Source organism: Sphingomonas colocasiae, assembly GCF_019880585.1.
Taxonomy (GTDB): domain Bacteria; phylum Pseudomonadota; class Alphaproteobacteria; order Sphingomonadales; family Sphingomonadaceae; genus Sphingobium_A; species Sphingobium_A colocasiae.
In genome coordinates, this window is the sequence record NZ_JAINVV010000002.1 from 26,452 (window position 1) to 50,338 (window position 23,887).

A 23,887-nucleotide genomic window follows, 5' to 3' on the forward strand; every position below is an offset into this window, starting at 1 on the left:
TCAGATCTTGCGGCGGAGCACGACTGTTCGTCCGTTCGCACCGGTCAGGATCAGCGTATCGCCGTTCCGGAATGTCATGCCGATCGTACCCTTGAGGATCGCCAGCAGCTTGTTCTCCTGCTCCATCGCGGTGCCAGGACAGGCCATCTTGGTCGCGGCGAGCGGTCCGAGCGTGAGCGCGGTGGTGTTGACGTCGTAGCTGCCGGAAAAACGGTTGCAGCCGGTGGTGCCGGAAACGCGACCGTTCGCGAACGCGATGTTCGCCGGGCGATCGGCCAGCGCGTCCATCTCGCCGACGCGGAGGATCGTCCAGTCGGTGCCCTCCAGCGTCTGCGGCGACAGGATCGCGCCGCCGCAGCCCTTCACCGTCCTGCCATCCGCGGTCACGGTCACGCTGTCCTCGTAAAGCCGGTCGCTCATGCCGTCGCTGCACTGGCCGTGCGTCACATCCACGGTCAGCCGGGCGGTCTCGTATCGATGCCCGTTGAACGTCGTGCGCGGTTCCGGGCGGGGAACGTCAATCTTCGTCTCGCCATAATCGCCCTCATAGAACAGGCGGCCGGGCGTTACCTTCAGCGTCCAGCCCGGCTCGGTTCCCAGCGCGGTATAGGTGCCCGAGCCCGACGGCTGCGCTGGTGCCGGGGGCGGATCGCCCCTGGGAATGACGGTGCAGCCCGCGAGCAGGGCGAGGGTGAGCGGTAACAGGCGTTTCATATCGCTTGAACAACAAGCCTCGGTCGAAGTTCCCGTTCGTGATGAACTCAGCCCCTTCGATGCTGGTTGAGCACCTCATAGGCCATCACCGCGGTCGCCACTGCCGCGTTCAGGCTGTCCGCCTTGCCCAGCATCGGCATCTTCACCAGCAGGTCGCAATCGGCTTCGTAATCCGCGGGCAGCCCGCGTGCCTCGTTGCCCGTCAGGATGAAGGTCGGCCGGGGATAGTGCGGTTCCTGATAGTCATGGCTCGCGTTCAGGCTGGTGCCGACCAGCGTGCCGGGCCCCGTCCGCAGCCAGGCGATGAATTCCGCCCAGCGTGCCGTGGCGATCGTCTGCGTGAACAATGCGCCCATGCTGGCCCGCACCGCTTCGACGGAGAAGGGATCGACGCAATCGTCGATCAGGATCAGTCCCCCGGCGCCCACCGCGTCGCCGGTGCGCAGCATGGTGCCGAGATTGCCGGGATCGCGCATCGCCTGCGCGACGAGCCAGATGTCCGCGCTGGCGCGATCGATCGCGCTCAGCGGCGTCGCCCGCTCGCGATAGACGCCGATCACCGCCTGCGGATTCTCCTTGCCGGAGAGTTTGTGGAGGATGTCGGGAATCGTCTCGATCACATCGCCGCCTGCCGCCTCGGTGGCCGCGATCAATCGGGTGACGATGGGATGGCTGGCCGAATCGCGCGCGTAGAACAGCATTTCGGGCAGGAAGCCGGCTTCCTCCGCCTCGGCCAGGATGCGCAGTCCTTCCGCCAGGAACAGGCCTTCCTGCCGGCGATGCTTCTTGTCGCGAAGCGACCGGACGCGCTTGACGGTCTCGTTGGAAAAACCGGTGATCTCGCGGGGCATTGTGTCTCCTGAACCCCTCGCTATCGGGAAAGGGGCGGGGCCGTCAGTCTTCGCCGAACTTCGCTTCGACGAGTTCGGCGAGCAACTGCACCGCCTTTTCCGCGCCATCGCCCCTGGCGCGGATGGTGACGCTGTCGCCCATGGCCGCGCCCAGCATCATCAGGCCCATGATCGACGTGCCGGTGACGGCCGATCCGTCCTTCTCCACCTCCACCGAGGCACTTTGCTGGCTGGCCAGCGTGACGAACTTGGCGCTGGCGCGCGCATGCAGTCCGCGACGGTTGGTGATCAGCACCGTGCGCGCGATCGCGGTCACACCGATTCGCCCAGCACTTCGGAAGCAACGCTGATATATTTGCGGCCCGCCTCGCGCGCGGCCGCCACCGCATCCTTCACCTTCATCGTCCGTCTTGCCCCTTCGAGTCGAATCAGCATCGGCAGGTTGACGCCGGCGATCACTTCGGTGTGACCCGTCTTCATCAGCGAAATGGCCAGGTTCGACGGCGTACCGCCGAACAGGTCGGTCAGCAGGATCACACCATGGCCGCGATCGACCTCCGCGATCGCGCGCGCAATATCCTTGCGGCGCAGATCCATGTCATCGTCCGGGCCGATGCAGATCGGCTGAATCGCCTCCTGCGGCCCCACGACATGCTCCATGGCGACCACGAACTCCTTCGCGAGAAGCCCATGGGTAACCAACACCAATCCGATCATCTATCCAGACCTGCTTGTGAAATTCATGAGCCTGCTTTCGGCGCTCCCTCCATCGCGTCCAGCGGCTTTGAGGCCAGATCGCGGTGGGCGACCGTGAGCGAAAAACCCGCATAGCGCAACCTTGCCGCCACACGCTCCGCCACATGAACGGAACGATGGCGCCCGCCCGTGCAGCCGAAGGCAATGGTAAGATAGGATTTTCCTTCCTGCGCATAGCGGGGGAGGAGCAGCAGCAGCAGCGATTCGATCTGGCGCAGCGCCTGATCATATGCCGGATCCTTGGCGACATAGGCGCCTACGGCTTCATCCAGCCCGGTTTTCGGGCGCAGCGCCAGGTCCCAATGCGGATTGCGCAGGAAACGCATGTCGAACAGCAGGTCGGCGCTGCGCGGAACGCCGCGCGAATAACCGAAGGACATCACGGTGATCGTCGGTTCTTCCGGCCGGGCGCCGCCGAATCGGGCGCGCACCTGCTGCTGCAATTCGTTGGAAAGCGTCTCCGTCGTATCGATGACGTGCTCTGCCCAATGGCGCAGCGGCCCCATCAACTCGCGCTCGCGGGCGATTCCATCGGCAACCGGACGATCCTGCGCCATCGGATGGCGGCGGCGCGTCTCCGAAAAGCGGCGCTCCAGTTCCGCGCCCGCGCAATCGAGGAACAGCGTCTCGACATCATGCCCGTGCAGTTCGCGCAATTGCCTGATGCGCATGATGATCCGATCGGGATCGAAGCCGCGCGTGCGGCTGTCGATGCCTAGCGCCAACGGTCGGTCGTCACCCTGCGAATCCAGTGCCTGTGGCGCGGCGAGCAGCCGGTCGAGCAGGCCGAGCGGCAGATTCTCGACGCCTTCCCAGCCCATATCCTCCAGGCAGTTCATCACCGTCGATTTGCCCGCACCGGACATGCCGGTGACGAGCAGGATGCGTTTCGGGCGCGCGGGATCGTTCATCGGTTCTCACCAGTCCGCTGCAGAGCCAGCTCCACCTTGATCGGCGCCGATGCTTCCAGCCCGGCAAGAATGATGCTGGGTATCTCGATCCCCATGATCGAACGGCTTTGCCCCGGCTCGGGCAGACGTTCGGGCGGCGCACTGAGCGTCACGAGCAGGGCGATCGGCATATCCTCGCGATAGGGCAGTTCGACGATGCCGATGCCGCGCACTTCGATCTTGCCCGCAATATTGGGCGCGGCGGCGGCGGAGAGACCTTGGGGCAGCCGCTTCACCAGCGTATAATCGTCGCTCACCAGTTCGGCGCCGCGATCGATCAGGCGCAAGGCGAGATCCGACTTGCCCGATCCGGATACCCCTTCGATCAGCACGGCGCGGCCGGCGATCGCAACGGTGGAGGCATGGAGCAATTCGGTCGAAAGCGGGGTCAAGCCGGAGTCTCCACGGCAGGCAGGGTGACGACGAAGCGTGCGCCCGGGCCGGAATCGGGCCGGTCCTGCACGACGATCGTGCCACTATGCCCTTCCACGATCGTATTGGCTATCGAGAGGCCAAGCCCGGAATGGCGGCCAAACCCGTCATCCTCGGGACGATCGCTGTGGAAGCGGCGGAAGATTGTCTCGCGCGCGTTTTCCGGCACGCCGGGGCCCTCATCCTCCACCGAGATCAGGATCTGTTCGCCCGTATGGGTGGCGTCGATCCGCACCAGTCCGCCCGGCGGCGAAAAGGAGACGGCATTGTCGAGCAGGTTCTCGACGACGCGCGCCAGTTTCGATCCGTCGCCGCGCACCACCGCGCTGCCCTTGCGCGGCCGGGCGAAGGCGATCGGAACGGCGCCGTCGGTGCCGCGCGCCTCGCGGCTCTTCAGGATGGTTTCGATGAGGATGCCGAGATCGACAGGCTCGAACGCGGCGCGCGAAAGCTGCGCGTCGAGCCGCGACGCTTCGGCGACATCGGTGATCAGCCGGTCGAGCCGCAGCACATCGTCCTGCACGATCGCCAGCAACTGCGCCTGGAGCGCGGGATCCTTGACGGTCTGCAAACCCTCGACCGCGGATCGCAGTGATGCGAGCGGGTTCTTGAGCTCATGCGTCACATCGGCGGCGAAGGCCTCGATCGCGTCGATCCGCATGTTGAGCGCGTGGCTCATATCGGCGAGTGCGCGCGCGAGCATGCCGATTTCGTCGCGGCGCGAGGGCAGGCGAGGAACCTCGACGTCACGCGCGCGGCCCAGCCGGACGCGAACCGCCGCCCAGGCCAGCCGCCTGAGGGGGCGCACGATGGTCCGCGCAAGGAACAGCGAGAGCAGAACCGAAACCAGCGCCACCAGCGCGATCACCACACCCAGGCGGAAACGCTCGGCGCGAACGATCCGCGTGATATCGCGCGCATTCTCAACATAGAGCAGCGTGCCGCGACCGACATGGGGCAGGGGGATGGCGGCGGAAATCATCAATGTGCGGTCGGGCGCCAGCCGCACCGCCGTGTCGGCGCCACGATTGGCGGTGGCGCTGGCGATCTCGCGCCATGCCCCGCCGGTGTCGGGGCGTGGCTCTACATAGGGGGCGGGGCGGTCGGCGCCGGCCACCGCATCGATCGCGCGATCGAGGAAGCGTGCGGCATGGCGCTCCCAAGGTTCGGCATCGGGGTCGCGCAGCGTGTAATTGGGGCTGCCGAGCGCCCAGCTATCGGCGACCAGCGCCCCGTCCGGCGCGTAGAGCCGCAGTCGCCCATTTCCCTCGCGCGCCAGCGACAGCAACAGGCTGTCGCGATCGGCGGGGCGCGCGATGTCCAGCGCGCGCGCCATCAGTTCGATCTCGCGCGAGATCTGTTCGCGGCGGCTATCGACCAGCCGGGCGCGATAGCTGTCGAGATAGAAGAAGCCGCCCGCGAGCAGGGCGAGCGCGAAGATATTGACCGCAAGGATCCGGCGGGTCAGCGACAGCCGGCCCGACCAGACGAGCGACAGGTCGCCCTCGTTATTCTTCGGTAAATCGGTAGCCACGGCCGTACAGCGTATCGATGGCGTCGAATGCGTCGTCCACCTGGCGGAACTTGCGGCGCAGGCGCTTGATATGGCTGTCGATGGTGCGATCATCGACATACATGTCTTCCTGATAGGCGGCATCCATCAACTGGTCGCGCGATTTGACGACGCCGGGGCGGCGCGCGAGCGATTCGAGGATCAGGAATTCGGTGACGGTCAGCGTGACATCGCGGCCGCCCCAGACCACGCGGTGACGTGCCGGATCCATCTCCAGCCGCCCGCGCACGAGCATTTCGGCGGGCTCCTCCTCGTCACCCTGTGGCTGTGCCGCCAGCTCCGTCCGCCGCAGGATCGCGCGGATCCGTGCGATCAGCAGCCGCTGCGAAAACGGCTTTGCGATATAATCGTCGGCGCCCATTGCCAGTCCCAGCGCTTCATCCAGTTCGTCGTCCTTCGACGTCAGGAAGATTACGGGAACATTGCTCTTCTCGCGCAGCCGCCGAAGCAGTTCGAGTCCGTCCATCTTCGGCATCTTGATGTCGAACACGCAGAGGTCGGGCGGATTCTCGGTCAGCGCCTTCAGCGCATTCTCGCCATCGGTATAGAGTCGCGTGACGAAGCCTTCGGCCTGCAGCGCGATCGACACCGAAGTCAGGATATTCCGATCGTCATCGACGAGCGCGATCGTGGCGGACATTCCAGAACAGACTCCCTGGCCCCTGATCCGTCAGGATTCAGCCGGTCGCGGTGTAGAGCAAGCCGCGTCGTCCCGCAAATCGCACATGACTGCGCTGTCATGCCCGGCCGGTGTTTGACCCTGTCATCCACAGCCGATATGCGCGGGGCATTGACCGCCGGCGCCCGGATAACGGACGCGGCATTATCGTATCAGGAGACACGCGTTGACCGACCGCACCCCCGAATTTTCGCTCGAGGCACAGGGGATCAGGACGGGCGCCCAACTCCATTGGAATCTGGGCACCGCGCCGCTGGTCGAACTGGCTGTCCGCCGTGGTGAGGGCGTCCTTGCCAAGGATGGTCCGCTGGTCGTCGAGACGGGCAAACATACGGGGCGTTCGGCCAAGGACAAGTTCATTGTCAGGGATGCCGAGACCGAAGCCACGGTGTGGTGGGGCGAAACCAATCGCGGTATGACGCCAGAGCATTTCGCGGCGCTGAAGGCGGATTTCCTCGCAGCCGTCGATACCAAGGAAACGCTGTTCGTGCAGGATCTGTTCGGCGGTTCGCAGCCCGAACATCGCGTGAACGTGCGTGTCGTCACCGAATTCGCCTGGCACAGCCTGTTCATCCGCACCTTGCTGGTGCGTCCCGGCGCCGAGTCGCTCGGCGGCTTCGTGCCCGAGTTCACGATCATCGACCTGCCGAGCTTCCGCGCCGATCCGGAGCGCCATGGCTGTCGTTCGGAAACCGTGATCGCGGTCAATTTCACCGAGAAGCTGATCCTGATCGGCGGCACCGCCTATGCCGGCGAAATGAAGAAGTCGGTGTTCGGCATCCTCAACTACAAGCTGCCCGTCGACGGGATCATGCCGATGCACTGTTCCGCCAATATCGGCCCCAAGGGCGACACGGCGGTGTTCTTCGGCCTGTCGGGCACGGGCAAGACGACGCTTTCGGCCGACGCCTCGCGCACGCTGATCGGCGACGACGAGCATGGCTGGTCGGACACGGCGGTCTTCAATTTCGAAGGCGGCTGCTATGCCAAGATGATCCGGCTCTCGCCCGAGGCGGAACCCGAGATTTTCGCGACGACCAAGCGGTTCGGCACGGTGCTCGAGAATGTCGTGATCGATCCGGTCTCGCGCGAGATCGACCTGGATGATGACAGCCTGGCCGAGAACAGCCGCGGTTCCTATCCGATCGAATTCATCCCCAATGCGTCCGAGCAGAATATGGGGCCGGTGCCGCGCAACATCGTGATGCTGACGGCGGACGCCTATGGCGTGCTGCCGCCGATCGCGAAGCTGACGCCCGATCAGGCGATGTATCACTTCCTGTCGGGCTATACCGCGCGCGTCGCGGGCACCGAGATCGGCGTGACCGAACCGACCGCCACCTTCTCCACCTGCTTCGGTGCGCCGTTCATGCCGCGTCACCCGTCGGTCTACGGCAATCTGCTCAAGGAACGGATCGCCAAGGGCAATGTCGATTGCTGGCTGGTCAATACCGGCTGGACCGGCGGATCTTATGGCACCGGCAACCGCATGCCGATCAAGGCGACGCGCGCGCTGCTCAATGCCGCGCTCGAGGGCAGCCTGAACGATGCGGAGTTCCGCACCGATCCCAATTTCGGCTTCCAGGTGCCTGTCGCGGTGCCGGGTGTCGACAGCGCGATCCTCGATCCGCGTTCGACCTGGGCCGACAAGCAGGCATACGACGCCACCGCGCAAAAGCTGGTCCGCCAGTTCATCGACAATTTCGCGCAATTCGAAAGCCATGTCGATGACGGGGTGAAGCAAGCCGCCCCGCTGGCACTCGAACCCGCCGCCTGATCCGGCCCGGTCATTCCGGGCCACTCCGCAAGGAAGCCCGAAATGACCGACCATGAAATCCGACTGTTCGAAACCGACGCCGCCGTCGTCCATGTGGGCGACGGCCTGATCGCGTGTACGCTGCCGCGCCCTGAATGGACGCACGAAGCGCATCTCGCCGCCTGCCTCCATATCGTTCGCGACCGAACCGATCTGCGGCCCGAAACCGATCTGCCCGGCATCATCCGCCGCTATAATGAAAGCGTCGGCGGGGTGAACGACGATCATCAGGGTTATCACGAAACCATCACCCAGGCGTTCATCGCCGCCGCTCGCGCGCATCTGGCCGAACGTCCATCCGGTGAACGGCTGGTCGATTCGGTCAACGCGCTGCTGGTCTCGCCGCGCGGCGCGCGCGACTGGCCGCTGCATCATTATTCGCGCGATCTGCTGTTCTCGGTGACCGCGCGGCGAGGGTTCGTGCCGCCGGATCTCAAGCCGTTGCCGTGAAGGCGGTGGGTGGTTGACGCATCCGTCGCGTCCGATTAACTGCTGCTATTGATATTCAGTCGCAATTAATCGGCAGGTGGACATGTATGATTTCGTCGATCGGCGCGTGACCTCGCTCGACCGGGGCGGGCGCTTCCTGATCTGGTCGATGCGGTCGTGGCTGGCGAGCTATGGCGAGGGACGCTGTCCGGCCGCCGCGCTTGGACCGGCTTTCGTGAAATGGGGCATGATCGAAGCGCTTCCGCATTTCGCGATGGCGATGACATTGCTGGCCCGCCATGCGCATCATCCGATCTCTTTCGCGCCCTTGCCCTGCGGTCGCGTGCGCGAGGATGAAGCCCTGATGCTTGGCTTGTTCCGCGCGATGCGTGACGACACGCCCGATCGCGTCACCGAAACGCTCGGCCTGATCGTCGACGAAGACAGTGTGGCGCCGCTGCTGACCGCCCTGACCGCGCTCGCCATGCGCCTGGCCGATGCCGGACTGATCCCCGAAACACCCCATTCTACCGCGAGTGAAGCACGATGAGCGATCGCAAACCCGAAATGCTGGCCCCTTCGACCGCGCTGACAGTGGAGGAAGTGCGCTCGGTGCGTCATTGGAATGCGCATCTGTTCAGCTTCACGATCACGCGGCCGCCCAGCTTCCGCTTCCGCTCGGGCGAATTCGTCATGATCGGTCTGCCGGGGGAAGGGCGGCCGTTGCTGCGCGCCTATTCGATCGCCAGCCCGTCCTATGCCGACGAACTGGAGTTCCTGTCGATCAAGGTGCCGGATGGCCCGTTGACCTCGCGCCTTCAGAAGATCCAGCCGGGCGATCAGCTGTTCCTCGGCCGCAAGCCGACAGGCACGCTTGTCGCCGACGCGTTGCTTCCCGGCAGCCGGCTGTTCCTGCTTTCGACCGGCACCGGCCTTGCGCCGTTTCTCAGCCTGATCCGCGATCCCGACCTCTACGACCGCTTCGGACAGATCGTGCTCGTCCATTCAGTGCGGAGCATCGGCGATCTGGCATTCCGGCAGGAACTGGAAAGCCAGCTCGCCGGCGATCCGCTCGTACAGGATCAGGCGCTGCTCCAGCTGGAGTATGTGCCGACGGTGACGCGCGAGACCTTCCATACCATGGGGCGCATCGATGCGTTGATTGACAATGGCGGGCTGTTCGGCAGCCGCTGCACCGGCCCGCGCGTGCTCGATCCCAAGACCGACCGGATCATGATGTGCGGTTCGATGGCGATGATCCGCGATCTCGCCACGCGCTTCGAGGGGCTTGGCTTCTCCGAAGGCTCCAACGCGGCGCCGGGGCACTATGTGATCGAACGGGCCTTTGTCGGTTGATCCTTTTGCAGGTGACGGCTCGCCCGATCGGGCTTAACCTCGATCAACCCCGGTAAGGAGACGATCGATGAGCGGCATATTGGATGGCTTGGGCGGAAATCTGGAAGAATTGGGCGCGCGCTTCGGCGTCTCTCCCGATCAGATCCGGTCGGTCACCGAAACGATCGGGGCGAATTTGCAGGGCGGCGCGGGCCAGACGCAGGCGATCGCCGACGCGGCAGGTGAGCATGGGTTGACGCTGGAAAAGCTGCAGGGCGTGCTCGCCGAACTGGGCGGCACCGGCGCACTGGAGAAGCTGGGGCTCGATCCCAATGGCGACCTGCTGGGTCAGGTCACAGGTTTTCTCGACAAGGACGGCGACGGCAGCGCGATCGACGACCTGACCGATCTGGCCAAGGGCTTTTTCGGCGGAAAAAGCTGATCAGGGCAGGACGAGGCTGTTCGCCGCCACGTCGTGATGCTCGACGTGCAAGGGACGATCGAGCAGATAATGGTCGTCGTCGGGATAATAGCGGGCGATGGTGATGTCGTCGCCCGCGAATCCCTGGATATCGTCGAGCGAACGCCACCAGCTCAGCGTCGTCACTTCGCTGGTGCCGTCGCCCAGATCGCGGAACAGCATCTGGAAGCCGAGATTGCCGGGGGTCGAGGTATAGTCGGTACCGCCCGTTCCCTCGATATACGCGCGATAGGCGTCTCGCTCCGCCGTGCGGATAAGCCCCCTCCAGCGACGCAGGATCATGATCTCTTGTCCTTGATATAGGCGTCGACATTGGTCGCCAGCACGTCGAGCGGGACATTGCCGCCCAGCACCACGGTGTCGTTGAACGCCTTGAAATCATAGGCCTTGCCGAGCGCTGCTTCGGCGCGGCGGCGCTGGCGGTTGATCTCGCTATGCCCCACCTTGTAGCCGCAGGCCTGGCCGGGCCAGGAACAATAGCGGTCGACCTCGCTCGACACTTCATCGATGGACGAGCCATTGGTCTCCGAGAACCATTTGACCGCCTGTTCGCGTGTCCAGCGCTTGGCGTGCAGCCCGGTATCGACCACCAGCCGGCAGGCGCGGAAGGCGATCGACTGGAGATAGCCGAGCCGGCCGACCGGATCGTCGGCATAGACGCCGAGCTCGGCCGCGAGCTGCTCGGCATAGAGCGCCCAGCCTTCCGAATAGGCGTTGAACGCCAGGATCGACCGGATGAGCGGCAGCTTATAGGCATATTCGCCCTGCCAGACATGGCCGGGGATCGCCTCATGATGCGTCAATGTCGGCAGGCTGTAGCGATTGTGCAGGCCGGTCGTGTGCAGGTTGATCCAGAACTTGCCCGGCACGGTGCCGTCGATCGATCCGGGGCCGCCATAGGCGCCGGGCGCGCCGGGCTCCTCCTCGGGCGGCAGGCGCTTCACTTCGACATTGCCGCGCACCAATGTGTTGAACGCCTGCGGCATCCTGGCGCGGATGGTGGCGAGGTGCTGCTGGATGAAGGCCATGATCTCGGCCCGGCCCGGATCGCCCTCGGGAAACAGGAAGCGCGGATCCTTGCCCAATGCGGTCATGCGCTCGCCAACGCTGCCCTTGCTGTAGCCCAGGCCGCGCAGGATGCCGTCCATCTCGCCCTGCAATGTCCGCAGTTCGTCGAGGCCCATCTGGTGGACCTCTTCAGGCGTCATCCGTGTCGTGGTCGCCGCACGCAATGACCAGGCATAAAAGGCGTCGCCCTCCGGACGGGCCCACATGCCGGCATCGGCGGTGGCACGCGCGCGCTGTGCGGTAAGCTCTGCGATCTGGCGATCGAGCGCGGGGGCCACGCGTTCGACCGCGATCCGGCGCGCGCGCGCCGCCCAATCCCCCGGGATCGAACCTGTGCGCCGTTCGATCGACGCGACCAGCCCGCCGCCCTCGCGCGCGCCCTTGGCGGCAAGCCGAAGCTGGCCCAGTGCCTTGTCGATCAGGAAGGAGGGGGCGATCAGGCCGTTTGCGCCTGCCGCCTTCAGTCGCGCCAGTTCACCGTCGAGCTGGTTGGGATAGCTTTCCAGCCGCGCGATATAGGCTTCCGCATCCCCGGCGCCGGCGATCTGGTGTTCGCTGTCGAGGAAGCGGGGGGTGTCGAGATAGGCGCCGACATTCTGGATGACGACATAAGGCGTATTGCGCCAGCCGCCGACCGCCACGTCGCCATAGGGTTGGGCGAAGCCGTCCAATGCGAGCCTGAAGGCGCTGCGCACCACGTCGATGCTGGTGCGCGTCCCGTGCGAGAGTGCGGCCGCATCGATGCTGTCGAGCCGGGCGAGGTCGGCGCGCGCCTGGTCCGCGATGCGCTGTTGACCCGCCTGGGATCTGTCCATGAGCTGGGAATGGAGCGCGGCGCGTGCGCCCTTGTCGATACCCAATGATGTCGCGGACTCGGGATTGAGCCGCAGCAGATTCTCCGCGATCGTATCGAGCAGCGCGTTTGCCGCCGCGTCGCCGGATTGCGCGCGTGCGCCGGCAGGGAGCATCGCCAGCGCGCCGATGGCGGTAGTGCCGGCGAGCATGTCGCGGCGGGAAAATTCGGTCGTCATGCTACGCGACTCCGTGGTCTTGATATCGATGGGCAATAATCGGGCGTCAGGCGATGGGCTCGACGAGCAGGATGCCGCGATCCACCCCGGTCACGCGCAGCCGCGCACCCTGCGCGAAATCGCCGCCCTTGGCGCTCCAGACGCCATCGCCGACCCGGACGCGGCCGATACCCGACTCGAAGGGTTCGACGGCGGTCACGATCTCTCCGACCAGTCTGGCGGTGCGGTCGTTGAGCAGCGGATCGGCGCTTTCGATCGGATTGAGCGCGAACCAGCGCCGCCCGGCGAACACGGCGACGATCGCGAGCACCGCGAAGGCGGCGAACTGAGCAGGTTCATTCAGGCCAAAGATCAGCGTCGCGATGCCGGTGAGCAAGGCGGCGCCGCCGATCCACAGCAGGAAGAATCCGGGCATGATGATCTCGGCGGTGCCGAGTATCGCCGCGAGGATCAGCCAGACCCATTGCGGCTCCAGCGGAAAGATATCCATCATCACGCCGATCCCTTCAGCCCTGTTGTTCGAACGGCCCGGGCCGCTTGCGTGGCGCCGGCGGGGGCGGTGCAGCGGGCGGGGTGGGATTGCCAGCCAGCGCGTCCTTCGCCAGTTCGCCGATGCCGCCCAGCGTGCCGATCAACTGCGTCGCTTCCACCGGGAACAGGATGGTCTTGGCATTGGGGGAGGTGGCGAATTGCCCCACCGCCTCGACATATTTCTGCGCGATGAAATAGTTGATCGCCTGCGCATTGCCGTTGGCGATCGCATCCGACACCATCTGCGTGGCCTTGGCTTCGGCCTCCGCTTCGCGTTCGCGCGCTTCGGCATCGCGGAACGCGGCTTCGCGCCGGCCTTCCGCCTGCAGGATCTGCGACTGCTTCTCGCCTTCGGCGCGCAGGATCTCGGACGCGCGCAGCCCTTCGGATTCGAGGATCGCCGCACGCTTCTCGCGCTCGGCCTTCATCTGGCGCGCCATCGCGTTCGAAATATCCTGAGGCGGGCGGATATCCTTCACTTCGACGCGCGTGATCTTGATGCCCCAGGGGCCGGTCGCATGATCGACGACGTTGAGCAGGCGGGCGTTGATCTCGTCGCGCTTGGACAGCAGCTCGTCCAGATCCATCGATCCCATCACCGTGCGCAGGTTGGTCGTGGTCAGCTGGAGGATCGCGACATAGAGTTCGGAGACCTCATACGCGGCCTTGGCGGGCTCCAGCACCTGGAAGAACACGACGCCGTCGACCGCGACCATCGCATTGTCCTTGGTGATGATCTCCTGGCCCGGAATATCGAGCACCTGCTCCATCATGTTGACCTTGCGGCCGACCCGGTCGACGAACGGCACGATCAGGTTGAAGCCGGGATGCGCGACATGGGTGAAGCGACCGAACCGCTCGATCGTATATTGATAGCCCTGGCGGACCACCGTGACGCCCGCGACGACGAACGCGACCACCATGATAACGAGAAAAAGCAGGAAATATTCCACGGCATCCCCCTCCGAAGGCCAATGACGCGATACTGCCCCGACGGCGCTTGCCCGCCAAGCATAATCGGGCGAAGAGCACGGACATGACCCATTCGGCCTTTTCTCCGCGCACGGCGCTCTATCTTCCGGCTTCCAACCCCCGCGCGATCGAGAAGGCGCGCGGGCTCGATGCGGACATGATCATGCTCGATCTCGAGGATGCGGTCCCGCCCGATCGCAAGGACGAGGCGCGCGCCGCCGCCGTCGCCGCCGTGGAAACGGGCTTCGGCTGTCCGGTGGCGATCCGGATCAATGCGATCGGCAGCGAATGGCATGCGGCGGACCTGGATGCCGTCGCCCATTCGCGCGCCGATTACATGGTGTTGCCCAAGGTCGAATCGCCCAGGACGCTGGCGGCGTCCGGCAAGCCCTTGCTGGCAATGATCGAGACCCCGGACGGTGTGCAGGCGGCTGCGACGATCGCGCGTCAACCGGGTGTCGCGGGCCTGATCGCCGGCACCAACGATCTGAAGGCGGAACTCCGTATCCCATCGGGCGCGGGGCGGGAGGGGCTGGTGCTCGCGTTGCAGACGATCGTGCTGGCGGCGCGCGGCGCTGGCATCATCGCGCTCGACGGGGTCTGGAACCGGCTCGACGATCCTGCGGGGCTGGAAGAGGAGTGCCGCCAGGGCAGGGCGTTCGGCTTCGACGGCAAGACCGTGATCCATCCCGCGCAGATCGAGATCGCCAATCGGCTGTTCGGCCCCGACGCCGCGGAACTGGAGGATGCGCGCGCGCTGATCGCCGCCTTCGATGGGGGAGCCGTGCGATTCCGCGATCGGATGATCGAATCCATGCATGTCGATGCCGCGCGAAGGCTGATCGGGCAGGCGGAGGGTTTACGCCGGGCCGATTAGCTGTCAGTGGCTCTCCATGAGAGCGCCGCTCGATTCCTTCATCGCCAGTCACTGCCGCGTTTCGCGCGGGTGGGCGAAATGTATTCCGGGCGGCCCCAGCGACGGAGCCTGCTGCTGACCATGGATATCGCCCTCGGCCTCACTTTCGACGACGTTCTGCTGCGCCCCGGCGAATCCGACGTCCTGCCCAGCCAGGCGGACACGCGGACCCGGATCACACGCGATATCGGGCTCAATATCCCGATCCTGTCTTCCGCGATGGATACCGTCACCGAGGCCGATATGGCGATCGTGATGGCGCAACTCGGCGGCATCGGCGTGCTCCATCGCAATCTGAGCGTCGAGGAGCAGGCGGACGCCGTGCGTGCGGTGAAGCGCTTCGAATCGGGCATGGTCGTCAACCCGATCACCATCGCGCCCGATCGGCCGCTGGCCGAGGCGCAGGACCTGATGGCGCGCCATCGCATCTCGGGCATTCCGGTGGTCGAAGCCGGAGGGCGTCTGGTCGGCATCCTGACCCATCGTGACGTGCGTTTCGCCGAAAATCCCAATCAGCCGGTGTCCGAGCTGATGACGCACGAGAATCTGGCGACGGTGAAGCTGGGTGTCAGCCAGGAGGAAGCGCGCCGACTGCTCCACCAGCGCCGCATCGAAAAGCTGCTGGTGGTGGACGATTCCTATCATTGCGTCGGCCTGATCACCGTCAAGGACATCGAAAAGGCGGTGACCTATCCCAACGCGACCAAGGACGGCTCGGGCCGCCTGCGCGTGGCGGCGGCGACGACGGTGGGCGACAAGGGGTTCGAGCGCACCGAAGCGCTGATCGATGCGGAGTGCGACCTGATCGTCGTCGATACCGCGCACGGCCATTCGAAAATGGTCTCCGCCGCTGTCGAGCGGATCAAGCGGCTTTCCAACTCGGTCCAGATCGTCGCCGGCAATGTCGCGACCGCCGAGGCGACGCGCGCGCTGATCGGCGCGGGGGCGGACGGCATCAAGGTGGGCATCGGCCCGGGATCGATCTGCACCACCCGCGTCGTCGCCGGCGTCGGCGTGCCGCAATTGACCGCGGTCATGGAATCGGCGGAAGAAGCCGCCAAATCGGGCGTGCCGGTGATTGCCGATGGCGGCCTGCGCACCTCGGGGGACATCGCCAAGGCCCTGGCGGGCGGTGCGTCGAGCGTGATGGTCGGATCGCTGCTCGCGGGCACCGAGGAAGCGCCGGGCGAAAGCTTCCTCTATCAGGGGCGCGTCTATAAATCCTATCGCGGCATGGGCTCGGTGGGCGCGATGGCGCGCGGATCGGCCGATCGCTATTTCCAGCAGGACATCAAGGACCAGCTCAAGCTGGTGCCCGAGGGCATCGAGGGCCAGGTACCGTTCAAGGGCCCGGCCAAGGACGTGATCCACCAGCTTGTCGGCGGCGTGAAGGCGGCGATGGGCTATACGGGTTCCAGGACGATCGAAGAGCTGCAGAGCCGGGCACGCTTCGTGCGGATCACCAATGCGGGCCTGCGCGAAAGCCATGTCCATGACGTGAGCATCACGCGCGAGGCGCCCAACTATCCGACGCGGTAGAGTGGAAAAGGTCGGGCAATAAACCCGTTCGTGTCGAGCGAAGTCGCGACATGGTTGCGCAGGCGTCGCTCGACTTCGTTCGGGACGAACGGAATTCGGGATGACACCGCAGGCGAGAGTCCAGGCCGCGATCGATCTGCTCGACGAGATCGTCGCCGCCGCGCGTGAAGGCGGCGCGGCGGCGGATACGCTGATCGCGCGCTATTTCAAGTCGCGCCGCTATGCTGGCTCCAAGGACCGGCGCGCGGTGCGCGATCTGGTCTATGCGGCGATCCGCCGTTCGGGCGAGCGCCCCGAAACCGGTCGCGCGGCGGTGCTTGGCGTCGCCGATCACGCGCTGTTCGATGGTTCCCCCCACGGACCGGCGCCGATCGGGCGGGACGAACCGATGTCTGGCGCCACGCCGGTTCCGGGCTGGCTCGTCGATCGCCTGGCTGTCTCGGATCCCGCCGAACTGGCGGCGTTGCTTGAGCGCGCACCGCTGGACCTGCGCGTCAATCGTCTGAAGTCGAACCGGGAAGCGGTGCTTGCGGCGCTTCCCGAGGCGGTCGCGACCGATCGCGCGCCGGACGGGATCCGCCTTCCGGAAGGTTTCGCCGTGGAAGCGCATCCGCTCTGGCAAGCCGGCGCCGTCGAAGTTCAGGATGAAGGGAGCCAGCTCATCGCGCTGGCATGCCGTGCGTCACCCGGCATGACGGTGATCGATCTGTGCGCCGGAGCCGGCGGCAAGACGCTCGCCCTGGCGGCGGACATGGAAGAGCGCGGCCGGCTGATCGCCTGCGATGTGGTCAAGGCCCGGCTCGATCGCCTGATGCCGCGTGCCGAGCGCGCGGGTGCTGGGGAGATCGAGAGCCGGCTGCTCGATGGCGGACGCGAAGGTGCGGCATTGGCCGATCTGGTCGGGCAGGCGGATGTGGTGCTTGTCGATGCCCCCTGTTCGGGCAGCGGCACCTGGCGGCGCAATCCGGAGGCGCGTTGGCGGCTCACGCCCCAGCGGCTGGATGCGATCACGGCGTTGCAGGCACGGATCGTCGATCTTGCCGTGCCGTTGCTCAAGCCTGGTGGATCGCTTGTCTATGCCGTGTGTTCCTTGATCGACGCCGAGGGGCGGGATCAGGTCGCTTCTGCGCTTTCCCGCCATTCCTGCTTGACGGCAGAAACCCCCATACCCCATGTTGGGCGGATGAGGGGCGATGGGGTCATGCTAACCCCCGCAAGGGATCGCACCGACGGATTTTTCGTCGCGAGACTGAGACGGGCGGACCAGCCATGACCCGATCGCCGATATTGGAGACGATCATGCGTTACACGCCTGCGACGTGCGCTCTGGCCCTTGTGCTTGCCTGCGTTTCGAGCGCCGTGAGCGGACAACGGCCCGATGCCGAGATTTCGCCGCAGTCGCTTGCTTTGCTGCAAGAGGGCCAGGCACTCGCCGCTGCCGGCAATCTTCAGGGCGCCAATGACGCGCTCGAAAGTGCGCTCGTCGCGGATCCGCGCAATCGGCAGGCCTATGTCGCGCTGGCCGGTGTCGCGAAGAAGCAGGATCTGAACGGCAAGGCCATCCGCTTCTACCGTGAGGCGCTGAAGATCGATCCGAACGATCTCAACGCGCTTGCCGGCCAGGGCGAGGCGATGGTCGCCAAGGGCGCTGTCGAGAAGGCACGAGAAAATCTGGCGCGGATCGAGAAGCTGTGCGTCACGCGCTGCGCCGAACAGAGCCAGCTTGCCGCCGCGATCGAAAAGGGGCCCGCGCCGACGATGCTGACGGTCAAGTCGGTGACGCCGAAGCCGGTGGTGACGCCGAAGGAATCGAACTGAAGGCTTTGATATCCAGATAGAGTGACCCGTCGTTCCGGCGTTCGCGGATTGATGTCCGGGATTTTCAGCAAGCATGCCGGGTGATTGTCTCCCGGCCCCTCGCCATCTTCGATGGGGAGGGGACCGCTGACCGAAGGTCAGTGGTGGAGGGGAAATACGCTGCCGCGCTCACCATCGGGCGGCTTTGTCCCGCGACTTCCGACAATCAGGCGAGCAACGGGGCATTGCAACTCCCCTCCAACATGCCGCTTCACGGGGGGAGGATGGGGCGCGCGACGGAACTTCAGCGCCGCATCGCATGCGCGACGGCGACGAATTCCTCCACGCTCAATGTCTCGGCACGGCGCGTCGGTTCGATGCCGACGGCTTCGAGCGCCTCGATCGCACCCGGCAGCCCCTTCACGCTCTGGCGCAGCATCTTGCGCCTTTGGCCGAACGCCGCGGCAGTCAGTGCCTCCAGTGTTTTCACCGAAACCTCCGCCGGCGCCGCGCGCGGCGTCAGATGGACGACGGCGGACATTACCTTGGGCGGGGGCGTGAAGGCGGAGCGGTGGACCGTCATCGCCAGCCTGGCGTCGCTGCGCCACTGGCTGAGCACCGCCAATCGCCCATAGGCGCCGGTGCCGGGTTTCGCCACGACGCGCTCGGCGACTTCCTTCTGGAACATCAGCGTCAGCGATTTCCACCATGGTGCCCAGTCCGCCGTGGTCAGCCAGCGCACCAGCAGCGCGGTGCCGACATTATAGGGCAGGTTCGCGACGACATGGGCGCCGGGCACGGTCTTCGGCTCGTCGACCTCCAGCGCATCGCCTTCGATCACGCGCAGCACGCCCGGCTTCCAGGTTTCGAGTTCGGCCAGCGCCGGAATGCAGCGCCGGTCACGTTCCACGGCGACGACATCGGCACCGGCGCGCATCAGCGCACGCGTCAGTCCGCCGGGGCCGGGGCCGACCTCATAGGCGGTTTCGCCGGACAGCGATCCGGGGATACGCGCGATCCGATCGAGCAATTGTTCGTCGAGCAGGAAATTCTGGCCCAGGGCCTTGCTCGCATCCAGGCCGTGCCGCGCGATCACCGTGCGCAGCGGCGGTAATTCGCTCATGCCCGGTCCGTCACAAGGAAGAGACTTCGCGGTGGCGCATCGCTTCCGCCGCCATCCTAATGGCCGCGATCATCGCGCCGGGTTCGGCCTTGTCCTTGCCGGCGATCGCGAACGCGGTGCCGTGATCGGGCGAGGTGCGGACGAAGGGCAGGCCGAGCGTCATGTTGACGCCCTCGTCGAAATGCAGCGTCTTGAGCGGGATCAACGCCTGATCGTGATACAGGCACATGGCGACGTCGTATTCGGCGCGCGCGCGCGGATGGAACATCGTATCCGCGGCCAGCGGCCCCTGTGCGTCGATCCCCAATTCGCGCAATCGCTCGATCGCGGGGATCAGGATATCGATCTCCTCGCGGCCCAGTGCGCCGTTTTCCCCGGCATGCGGATTGAAGCCGGCAAAGGCGAGGCGCGGGCTTGCGATACCGAAATTGCGGGCCAGCCCCTTGGCCGTCGCGACCGATCGCGTCACGATCAGGTCGATCGACAGGAGGTCGGATACCGCGCGCAGCGGCAGATGGGTGGTGATCGGCACGACCTTCAGCGTCGGTCCGGCCAGCAGCATCACTGCATTTTCCTTGGCGATGCCGCAGCGTTCGGCGACGAACTCCGTCTGCCCTGGATGGGTGAAGCCGATAGCGTAGAGTTGCGCCTTCGAAACCGGGCCGGTCACCAGTCCGCCGGCGGCCCCCGATCGTGCGAGCCCGGATGCGAGTTCGAGCGAATCGAGCGAGCAGCGGGCGCCTTCGACATCGGGAACGCCCGGGGTGATCGTTCCGCCGTCCTCGATATTGAGCAGCGGCAGGCCGCGATCGAACGCCGCGACGGATTCCGCCGGGTCGCTGATCCGTTCGATCGGCCCGTCCCACACCGCACACACCGAACGTGCATCGCCGACGACGAAAAAGGGATGCAGACCGTATACTTGGCGCTCGGCCCAGGCCTTGGCCGCGATTTCGGGGCCTATTCCTGCCGGATCGCCAAGCGAGATTGCGAGAGGGGTCACGCCGCCGCGCCCCTCACTGATAATCGACGACCGCGTCGCGCCTCAGATCGCGCAGATAGCGCCGCGCGCGCCGATTGATCCGTTCTTCCTCGAGTTGGGCCATGATCGCGTCGAACGAAGGGCCACCCGCGACCTGCGGATCATCGCGTCCGCACAGCACCAGCACGCGCACGCCTTCCTCGAGCGAGCCGAATGGCGGTGTCGCCTGACCGATCTGGAGCTTGAGCAGAATGTCCTGAAGCTGCGGCGGAAGATCGCGAACCTTCACCTGATCATTGTCGACCACTTCTGCGCCGAACTGCGCCGCAGTCGCCTGCACCGTGCCGCAACCGCTGATCGTGCGCGTTGCGGCGGCGAATTTCTCGACCTGCGGCGTCGCCTGGGCTTGAGTGGAGCCCTTGGGGAAGCTGATCGCGACCTGTTTCAGGCTCATCACCGCATCGCGCGGGTCGGCAGTCAGCACCTGGCGCTGGTCGATCTTGACGAGGATCGAGATGCCGCCAGGCACCTGGATCGGCCCGGCGACCTGCCCCACCGTCATGCGCTGCGACGCCTCGGCCAGCGGCCCGGGCAGCTGTTCGGCGCGAAGCCAGCCGAGATCGCCGCCGACGGCGGCGGTGGAGGCTTCGGAGAATTGTCGTGCATAGGCGGCAAAGGAGCCGCCCTGCTGGATCTGCTCCATGATCCGCTGCGCATTGGCCGCGGTTTCGTTGAGCGTTTCAGGCGTGCTGGAGAGATAAATCTCACCCATATGATATTCGGCGCTGCCCTTGGTGGCATTGAGCCGGTCGATGATCGACTGAACCTCTTCCTGCGCGACGTTGACGAAGGGCGTGATCTTGCGACCCAGCACGCGATTCCAGGCCAGTTCGCCTTCGATCTGGCGCTTGATCGAGCGTTCCGAGGAGCCGTTCGACTTGAGGAATTCGCTCATCTGCTGGGGTGTGCGCTTGAAGTTCTGCGCGACCCCCGCATAGCGCTGATTCACTTCCTCGGCCTTCACTTCGACCTCGGCCGCCTTGGCTTCCTGGATCTGGAGCGTTTCGTCGATCAGGTTGCGCAGCACCTGAACGCGCAGCCGCTGCTTCTCCTCGTCGGGAATCTTCGATCCCTGGTTGGCGAGCAGCACCAGCGCCAGCCGCTGGTCGACATCGGTCGCGGTGATGACCTCGCCGTTCACGCGCGCGGTCGCCTTGTAGACGTTCGGCTCGGTCTTTCCGAAGAATTGCGGATTTGCGGGCACGTTGAGCGGCGCGCTGGGCACGCTCGCGTCATCACGCACCGTTTGGGCGACGGCGACGCCAGTGGCGATCGTGCCCGAAAGCAAAAGGCCGGCTCGCGCAATGCGCCCAATGCCGGAAAAACCTGCCATCATCCTGTGGCTATCTCCAAAGAATCCCGCCAACGTCCATAAAGATGGACGCATGAACTAGGGCTTACAGGCCCAATTGCTTGAAAGCTACCCGCAACAGATAGGTGTTACCGCGACGCGCGTCTCCGGTGTTCGCATAATCGCGCCGCCACGTCACCCCGAGTTCCAGGCAATCGTCCTCATAGGACAGGCCGAGACGGTGGCGGACGGGCTCATATCCGTCCGCTGTGGTCAGCGGGTCTTCGCGCGCGCCCGTCAGGTCGATCGTCGTGGATCCGAAGACCGACCAGTATTTGGCGAGCTGGACGCGGCCGCCCAGCCGGATTTCCTCGCGATCGCGCAGATCCTCGAGCTGCGGGCCGATATTCCGGTCGAGTCGCAGATAGCCGATCATCGCATAGGTGTTGCGGCCGCCGATCGTGGCGTCGATCTCGTTGCGACGGATCGCCAGGCTGTCCTTGTCGAGCCGATAGCGATGCGTCAGGCTGACGAAACGCTTGAAGCGGACGGTGGTGCGCCCGACGATATCGGAGGTACGATTGGTCAGGCCCGTGCCGTCCGGAAACAGGCCGGGGCGCGCTGAAAGGCGGTAGCTCTGGCCGACGATCGTATTGATCGAAAGCCCCGGACGGTCGAGCGACCATTCGACGCCATAGGTGACACGTGTGCCGTCCTCATAGCGATCGTAGCCCGGAAAACGGTTGATCGCGAAGAGGTTGCTGTCCTCCAGATCAACGGCGCGCGCATCCTCGTTGGGAATGGCGAGATTGCCTTCGACGGGGGAGGCGACGAACTGCACGCGCGGGGTCAGCCGCTGGGTGCCCCCGAACGCTTCGCCGACAAACGGCCATTTGACGTCGACCGCGAACGACGCGACCGACCGGAACGACCAGCCGGGATCGCCGCGATAGGCGGGCGTCACCGTCCTGAGGACTTCATCGGTATGATAGGCGTCGCTGCGCGCATAGGCGGTGAAGGTCACCTCCTGGCCCAGAGGAGTCAGCTTGCGGAGGTCCCAGCGCGCGCTTGCAAAGGCGCGTTGCGTATCCTGGCCGGCGGTGCGCGTCAGGAACAGCGTGTTGCCCTGGATCTCGAAGGTCCCGCCCAGCACCCCCTCGCGGAACCGCTGGCGATAATCGATCACGGGCAATGCGATCGGCTGCTGGCCCTGTACGCCGCCCGCGCGCAAGGTCTGCGTCGCCCAGCCGGCGATCGAGAAATAGCTGTCGGTATCGATGCGTTCGAGGTTGATCGTCGACCGCAGTCGATCCTCGCGCGTGATATCGTAGCGCCGCAGGAAGGTCTTGTCGCTCGCCAGTCGTCCCGATCCGGTCAGGCTCCAGTAAGGATCGAATTGCAGCTTGCCGCTGACGTCGAGATAACCGCGAAAGTCCTTCTGCCCTGCGGTTCCGGGTACGGCAGGCAGGATGGGTTGGCGCCGCCCATATGTGCCGTATCCGGTGATCTGAAAGGCGCCGAGATCGGTGAGCGCGCGGAACTGCGCCTCCATCATCGGCAGCGCGTTGGTATAGACATGCGGGGTCAGCGTCAGATCGCGGTCGGAGGCCAGTCGCATATAATAGGGCAGCGCGACCTCGAAGCCGTTGACCCGGTCGTATCGGATGTCGGGCACGAGAATGCCCGACGAGGGTTGATCGCCGACGCTGTGGGTAAGGCCGGGCAGCGGAATGAGCGGCATGCCGAACAGTTCCAGCCGCGCGCCCTTGTAGCGGACGCGCTTGCGCCCGGCATCATAGGTGACGTTGACCGCGGTGATCTTCCAGGTCGGTTCGCGCGGGCAGCCCTCGGCATCGGTGATCGGGCAGGGGGAATAGGCCGCCCGGTCGAGCGTGTAGATGTCGCCGCTGCGCGATCCCTTGACCGCGGCCAGCCGGCCGCCCTCGTCCAGCACCACCAGCAGATTCTCGACGACGCCGTCGCGCAGCGTGTCGGTCAGGTCCACCTTGTCGCCATAGGCGGTGTCGCCGCCCGGATTGACCACGGCGACATTGCCTTCGGCCACGACCTTGCCGGTCTCGCGATTCCAGACGATCTTGTCCGCACGCAGCCGGTTGCCTTCGCGGAACATGCGCACGTCGCCGCTCGCGGTCACGATCTGCGTGTTGGAATCATATTCCAGATTGCCGGCCGTGAAGGTGACCTCCTCGTCATTGGCAGGTGTCTGGCCCGCGGCAGGCAATGGTGGCGGGGAAACCGGTCGCGGCTTGAGATCCTGCGCGCTCGCCGGAGAAGCCAGCAAGGCGCACGGCAAAGTCGCCGAGAGCAGGAAGAACTTGGCGCCGGTTTGGAAATGTGCGGAAGAGCACATTTCCAAGGCTGCACCAGCCCACTCCCCCACCCGGCCTCCCAGACTATACTGCCGTTGGGAGGCCGGGTGGGGGAGTGGGCTGGTGCAGCAATGCGCCAAAGGCGCATTTCCAAACGGGCTCTTACGCGTCACTTGGGCTCCACAATCCGGCGACAGGGTGCCGCATATCGCACCGGACGAAGCCCGCTGC

General features: G+C 65.4%; 25 protein-coding genes. 9 read left to right on the plus strand and 16 right to left on the minus strand.

Annotated features, from left to right (window positions below; translation table 11 throughout):
* The 8 genes from K7G82_RS03295 to K7G82_RS03330 are packed head-to-tail and all read right to left on the minus strand — an operon-like array spanning position 1 to position 5,916.
* Positions 1 to 714: an META domain-containing protein gene (locus K7G82_RS03295; protein ID WP_222988420.1), complete on the minus strand. Its 714-nt coding sequence runs from the start codon at positions 712 to 714 to the stop codon at positions 1 to 3.
* 47 nt (positions 715 to 761) lie between these two features.
* A complete protein-coding gene (locus K7G82_RS03300; protein ID WP_222988421.1) occupies positions 762 to 1,565 on the minus strand; it encodes a TrmH family RNA methyltransferase in 804 nt (267 codons plus the stop codon).
* 43 nt (positions 1,566 to 1,608) lie between these two features.
* Positions 1,609 to 1,881 carry an HPr family phosphocarrier protein gene (locus tag K7G82_RS03305; protein ID WP_222988422.1) on the minus strand — a complete coding sequence of 91 codons (273 nt, stop codon included), beginning with the start codon at positions 1,879 to 1,881 and terminating at the stop codon, positions 1,609 to 1,611.
* Entirely contained in the window at positions 1,878 to 2,282 is a 405-nt protein-coding gene (locus K7G82_RS03310) for a PTS sugar transporter subunit IIA (RefSeq protein ID WP_222988423.1), read from the minus strand. Before K7G82_RS03310 ends, K7G82_RS03305 begins: the two co-directional genes overlap by 4 nt.
* Before the next feature lie 23 nt (positions 2,283 to 2,305).
* Positions 2,306 to 3,232 (minus strand): RNase adapter RapZ, encoded by a 927-nt coding sequence (gene rapZ, locus K7G82_RS03315; RefSeq protein ID WP_222988424.1) that lies wholly within the window; start codon positions 3,230 to 3,232, stop codon positions 2,306 to 2,308.
* Complete coding sequence (locus K7G82_RS03320; protein WP_222988425.1) at positions 3,229 to 3,663, minus strand: HPr kinase/phosphorylase; 435 nt, start codon at positions 3,661 to 3,663, stop codon at positions 3,229 to 3,231. Before K7G82_RS03320 ends, rapZ begins: the two co-directional genes overlap by 4 nt.
* A complete protein-coding gene (locus tag K7G82_RS03325) occupies positions 3,660 to 5,237 on the minus strand; it encodes a sensor histidine kinase (RefSeq protein WP_343228520.1) in 1,578 nt (525 codons plus the stop codon). The genes K7G82_RS03320 and K7G82_RS03325 overlap by 4 nt, the downstream gene beginning before the upstream one ends.
* Positions 5,212 to 5,916: a response regulator transcription factor gene (locus K7G82_RS03330; RefSeq protein WP_222988426.1), complete on the minus strand. Its 705-nt coding sequence runs from the start codon at positions 5,914 to 5,916 to the stop codon at positions 5,212 to 5,214. The genes K7G82_RS03325 and K7G82_RS03330 overlap by 26 nt, the downstream gene beginning before the upstream one ends.
* Before the next feature lie 205 nt (positions 5,917 to 6,121).
* On the opposite strand from K7G82_RS03330, the gene K7G82_RS03335 reads away from it, so the two are divergent.
* The 5 genes from K7G82_RS03335 (at position 6,122) to K7G82_RS03355 (ending at position 9,977) form a co-directional block, all read left to right on the plus strand.
* Entirely contained in the window at positions 6,122 to 7,732 is a 1,611-nt protein-coding gene (locus K7G82_RS03335; RefSeq protein ID WP_222988427.1) for a phosphoenolpyruvate carboxykinase, read from the plus strand.
* 42 nt (positions 7,733 to 7,774) lie between these two features.
* Entirely contained in the window at positions 7,775 to 8,221 is a 447-nt protein-coding gene (locus tag K7G82_RS03340) for a hypothetical protein (RefSeq protein WP_222988428.1), read from the plus strand.
* Between the two features lie 82 nt (positions 8,222 to 8,303).
* Positions 8,304 to 8,750 carry a hypothetical protein gene (locus tag K7G82_RS03345; protein ID WP_222988429.1) on the plus strand — a complete coding sequence of 149 codons (447 nt, stop codon included), beginning with the start codon at positions 8,304 to 8,306 and terminating at the stop codon, positions 8,748 to 8,750.
* Positions 8,747 to 9,556 carry a ferredoxin--NADP reductase gene (locus K7G82_RS03350; RefSeq protein WP_222988430.1) on the plus strand — a complete coding sequence of 270 codons (810 nt, stop codon included), beginning with the start codon at positions 8,747 to 8,749 and terminating at the stop codon, positions 9,554 to 9,556. The genes K7G82_RS03345 and K7G82_RS03350 overlap by 4 nt, the downstream gene beginning before the upstream one ends.
* Before the next feature lie 67 nt (positions 9,557 to 9,623).
* A complete protein-coding gene (locus K7G82_RS03355; RefSeq protein WP_222988431.1) occupies positions 9,624 to 9,977 on the plus strand; it encodes a hypothetical protein in 354 nt (117 codons plus the stop codon).
* On the opposite strand, the gene K7G82_RS03360 is transcribed toward K7G82_RS03355, so the two are convergent.
* From K7G82_RS03360 to K7G82_RS03375, 4 genes are read right to left on the minus strand one after another with little or no spacing between them, the layout of a single operon-like run.
* Positions 9,978 to 10,298: a hypothetical protein gene (locus tag K7G82_RS03360; protein ID WP_222988432.1), complete on the minus strand. Its 321-nt coding sequence runs from the start codon at positions 10,296 to 10,298 to the stop codon at positions 9,978 to 9,980.
* A complete protein-coding gene (locus tag K7G82_RS03365; RefSeq protein ID WP_222988433.1) occupies positions 10,295 to 12,115 on the minus strand; it encodes a DUF885 domain-containing protein in 1,821 nt (606 codons plus the stop codon). The genes K7G82_RS03360 and K7G82_RS03365 overlap by 4 nt, the downstream gene beginning before the upstream one ends.
* Positions 12,116 to 12,161: 46 nt before the next feature.
* Positions 12,162 to 12,608 (minus strand): NfeD family protein, encoded by a 447-nt coding sequence (locus K7G82_RS03370; RefSeq protein ID WP_222988434.1) that lies wholly within the window; start codon positions 12,606 to 12,608, stop codon positions 12,162 to 12,164.
* A gap of 13 nt (positions 12,609 to 12,621) precedes the next feature.
* On the minus strand, positions 12,622 to 13,569 hold the full coding sequence (locus K7G82_RS03375) for an SPFH domain-containing protein (protein ID WP_222988511.1): 948 nt from the start codon (positions 13,567 to 13,569) through the stop codon (positions 12,622 to 12,624).
* 113 nt (positions 13,570 to 13,682) lie between these two features.
* On the opposite strand from K7G82_RS03375, the gene K7G82_RS03380 reads away from it, so the two are divergent.
* The 4 genes from K7G82_RS03380 (at position 13,683) to K7G82_RS03395 (ending at position 17,891) form a co-directional block, all read left to right on the plus strand.
* Entirely contained in the window at positions 13,683 to 14,495 is an 813-nt protein-coding gene (locus tag K7G82_RS03380; RefSeq protein WP_222988435.1) for an HpcH/HpaI aldolase/citrate lyase family protein, read from the plus strand.
* Positions 14,496 to 14,615: 120 nt separating this feature from the next.
* Positions 14,616 to 16,073 (plus strand): IMP dehydrogenase, encoded by a 1,458-nt coding sequence (gene guaB, locus K7G82_RS03385; protein ID WP_222988436.1) that lies wholly within the window; start codon positions 14,616 to 14,618, stop codon positions 16,071 to 16,073.
* Positions 16,074 to 16,173: 100 nt separating this feature from the next.
* Positions 16,174 to 17,346, plus strand: a complete 1,173-nt coding sequence (locus K7G82_RS03390; protein ID WP_222988437.1) for an RsmB/NOP family class I SAM-dependent RNA methyltransferase — start codon at positions 16,174 to 16,176, stop codon at positions 17,344 to 17,346.
* Positions 17,347 to 17,372: 26 nt separating this feature from the next.
* Entirely contained in the window at positions 17,373 to 17,891 is a 519-nt protein-coding gene (locus K7G82_RS03395) for a hypothetical protein (RefSeq protein WP_222988438.1), read from the plus strand.
* 283 nt (positions 17,892 to 18,174) lie between these two features.
* Here the strand turns inward: K7G82_RS03395 and rsmA are convergent, their stop codons facing one another.
* The 4 genes from rsmA to K7G82_RS03415 all read right to left on the minus strand — a co-directional run bounded on the left by rsmA (position 18,175) and on the right by K7G82_RS03415 (position 23,697).
* On the minus strand, positions 18,175 to 18,993 hold the full coding sequence (gene rsmA, locus K7G82_RS03400) for a 16S rRNA (adenine(1518)-N(6)/adenine(1519)-N(6))-dimethyltransferase RsmA (protein ID WP_222988439.1): 819 nt from the start codon (positions 18,991 to 18,993) through the stop codon (positions 18,175 to 18,177).
* A gap of 10 nt (positions 18,994 to 19,003) precedes the next feature.
* Positions 19,004 to 19,996: a 4-hydroxythreonine-4-phosphate dehydrogenase PdxA gene (pdxA, locus tag K7G82_RS03405; RefSeq protein ID WP_222988440.1), complete on the minus strand. Its 993-nt coding sequence runs from the start codon at positions 19,994 to 19,996 to the stop codon at positions 19,004 to 19,006.
* Between the two features lie 13 nt (positions 19,997 to 20,009).
* Positions 20,010 to 21,371, minus strand: a complete 1,362-nt coding sequence (locus tag K7G82_RS03410; RefSeq protein WP_222988441.1) for a peptidylprolyl isomerase — start codon at positions 21,369 to 21,371, stop codon at positions 20,010 to 20,012.
* Positions 21,372 to 21,432: 61 nt separating this feature from the next.
* Positions 21,433 to 23,697: an LPS-assembly protein LptD gene (locus K7G82_RS03415; RefSeq protein ID WP_222988442.1), complete on the minus strand. Its 2,265-nt coding sequence runs from the start codon at positions 23,695 to 23,697 to the stop codon at positions 21,433 to 21,435.
* Positions 23,698 to 23,887: the final 190 nt, after the last annotated feature.

Bases quoted from the DNA above. Each gene is read 5' to 3' on its own strand.
- K7G82_RS03395 (WP_222988438.1), top strand. From the start codon at position 17,373: ATGCGTTACACGCCTGCGACGTGCGCTCTGGCCCTTGTGCTTGCCTGC.
- K7G82_RS03375 (WP_222988511.1), bottom strand. From the start codon at position 13,569: ATGGTGGTCGCGTTCGTCGTCGCGGGCGTCACGGTGGTCCGCCAGGGC.
- K7G82_RS03310 (WP_222988423.1), bottom strand. From the start codon at position 2,282: ATGATCGGATTGGTGTTGGTTACCCATGGGCTTCTCGCGAAGGAGTTC.
- K7G82_RS03410 (WP_222988441.1), bottom strand. From the start codon at position 21,371: ATGATGGCAGGTTTTTCCGGCATTGGGCGCATTGCGCGAGCCGGCCTT.
- rsmA (WP_222988439.1), bottom strand. From the start codon at position 18,993: ATGAGCGAATTACCGCCGCTGCGCACGGTGATCGCGCGGCACGGCCTG.
- K7G82_RS03340 (WP_222988428.1), top strand. From the start codon at position 7,775: ATGACCGACCATGAAATCCGACTGTTCGAAACCGACGCCGCCGTCGTC.
- K7G82_RS03415 (WP_222988442.1), bottom strand. From the start codon at position 23,697: ATGTGCTCTTCCGCACATTTCCAAACCGGCGCCAAGTTCTTCCTGCTC.
- K7G82_RS03390 (WP_222988437.1), top strand. From the start codon at position 16,174: ATGACACCGCAGGCGAGAGTCCAGGCCGCGATCGATCTGCTCGACGAG.
- K7G82_RS03365 (WP_222988433.1), bottom strand. From the start codon at position 12,115: ATGACGACCGAATTTTCCCGCCGCGACATGCTCGCCGGCACTACCGCC.
- K7G82_RS03330 (WP_222988426.1), bottom strand. From the start codon at position 5,916: ATGTCCGCCACGATCGCGCTCGTCGATGACGATCGGAATATCCTGACT.
- K7G82_RS03345 (WP_222988429.1), top strand. From the start codon at position 8,304: ATGTATGATTTCGTCGATCGGCGCGTGACCTCGCTCGACCGGGGCGGG.
- K7G82_RS03370 (WP_222988434.1), bottom strand. From the start codon at position 12,608: ATGATGGATATCTTTCCGCTGGAGCCGCAATGGGTCTGGCTGATCCTC.
- K7G82_RS03350 (WP_222988430.1), top strand. From the start codon at position 8,747: ATGAGCGATCGCAAACCCGAAATGCTGGCCCCTTCGACCGCGCTGACA.
- K7G82_RS03380 (WP_222988435.1), top strand. From the start codon at position 13,683: ATGACCCATTCGGCCTTTTCTCCGCGCACGGCGCTCTATCTTCCGGCT.
- K7G82_RS03295 (WP_222988420.1), bottom strand. From the start codon at position 714: ATGAAACGCCTGTTACCGCTCACCCTCGCCCTGCTCGCGGGCTGCACC.
- rapZ (WP_222988424.1), bottom strand. From the start codon at position 3,232: ATGAACGATCCCGCGCGCCCGAAACGCATCCTGCTCGTCACCGGCATG.
- K7G82_RS03360 (WP_222988432.1), bottom strand. From the start codon at position 10,298: ATGATCCTGCGTCGCTGGAGGGGGCTTATCCGCACGGCGGAGCGAGAC.
- K7G82_RS03300 (WP_222988421.1), bottom strand. From the start codon at position 1,565: ATGCCCCGCGAGATCACCGGTTTTTCCAACGAGACCGTCAAGCGCGTC.
- guaB (WP_222988436.1), top strand. From the start codon at position 14,616: ATGGATATCGCCCTCGGCCTCACTTTCGACGACGTTCTGCTGCGCCCC.
- K7G82_RS03355 (WP_222988431.1), top strand. From the start codon at position 9,624: ATGAGCGGCATATTGGATGGCTTGGGCGGAAATCTGGAAGAATTGGGC.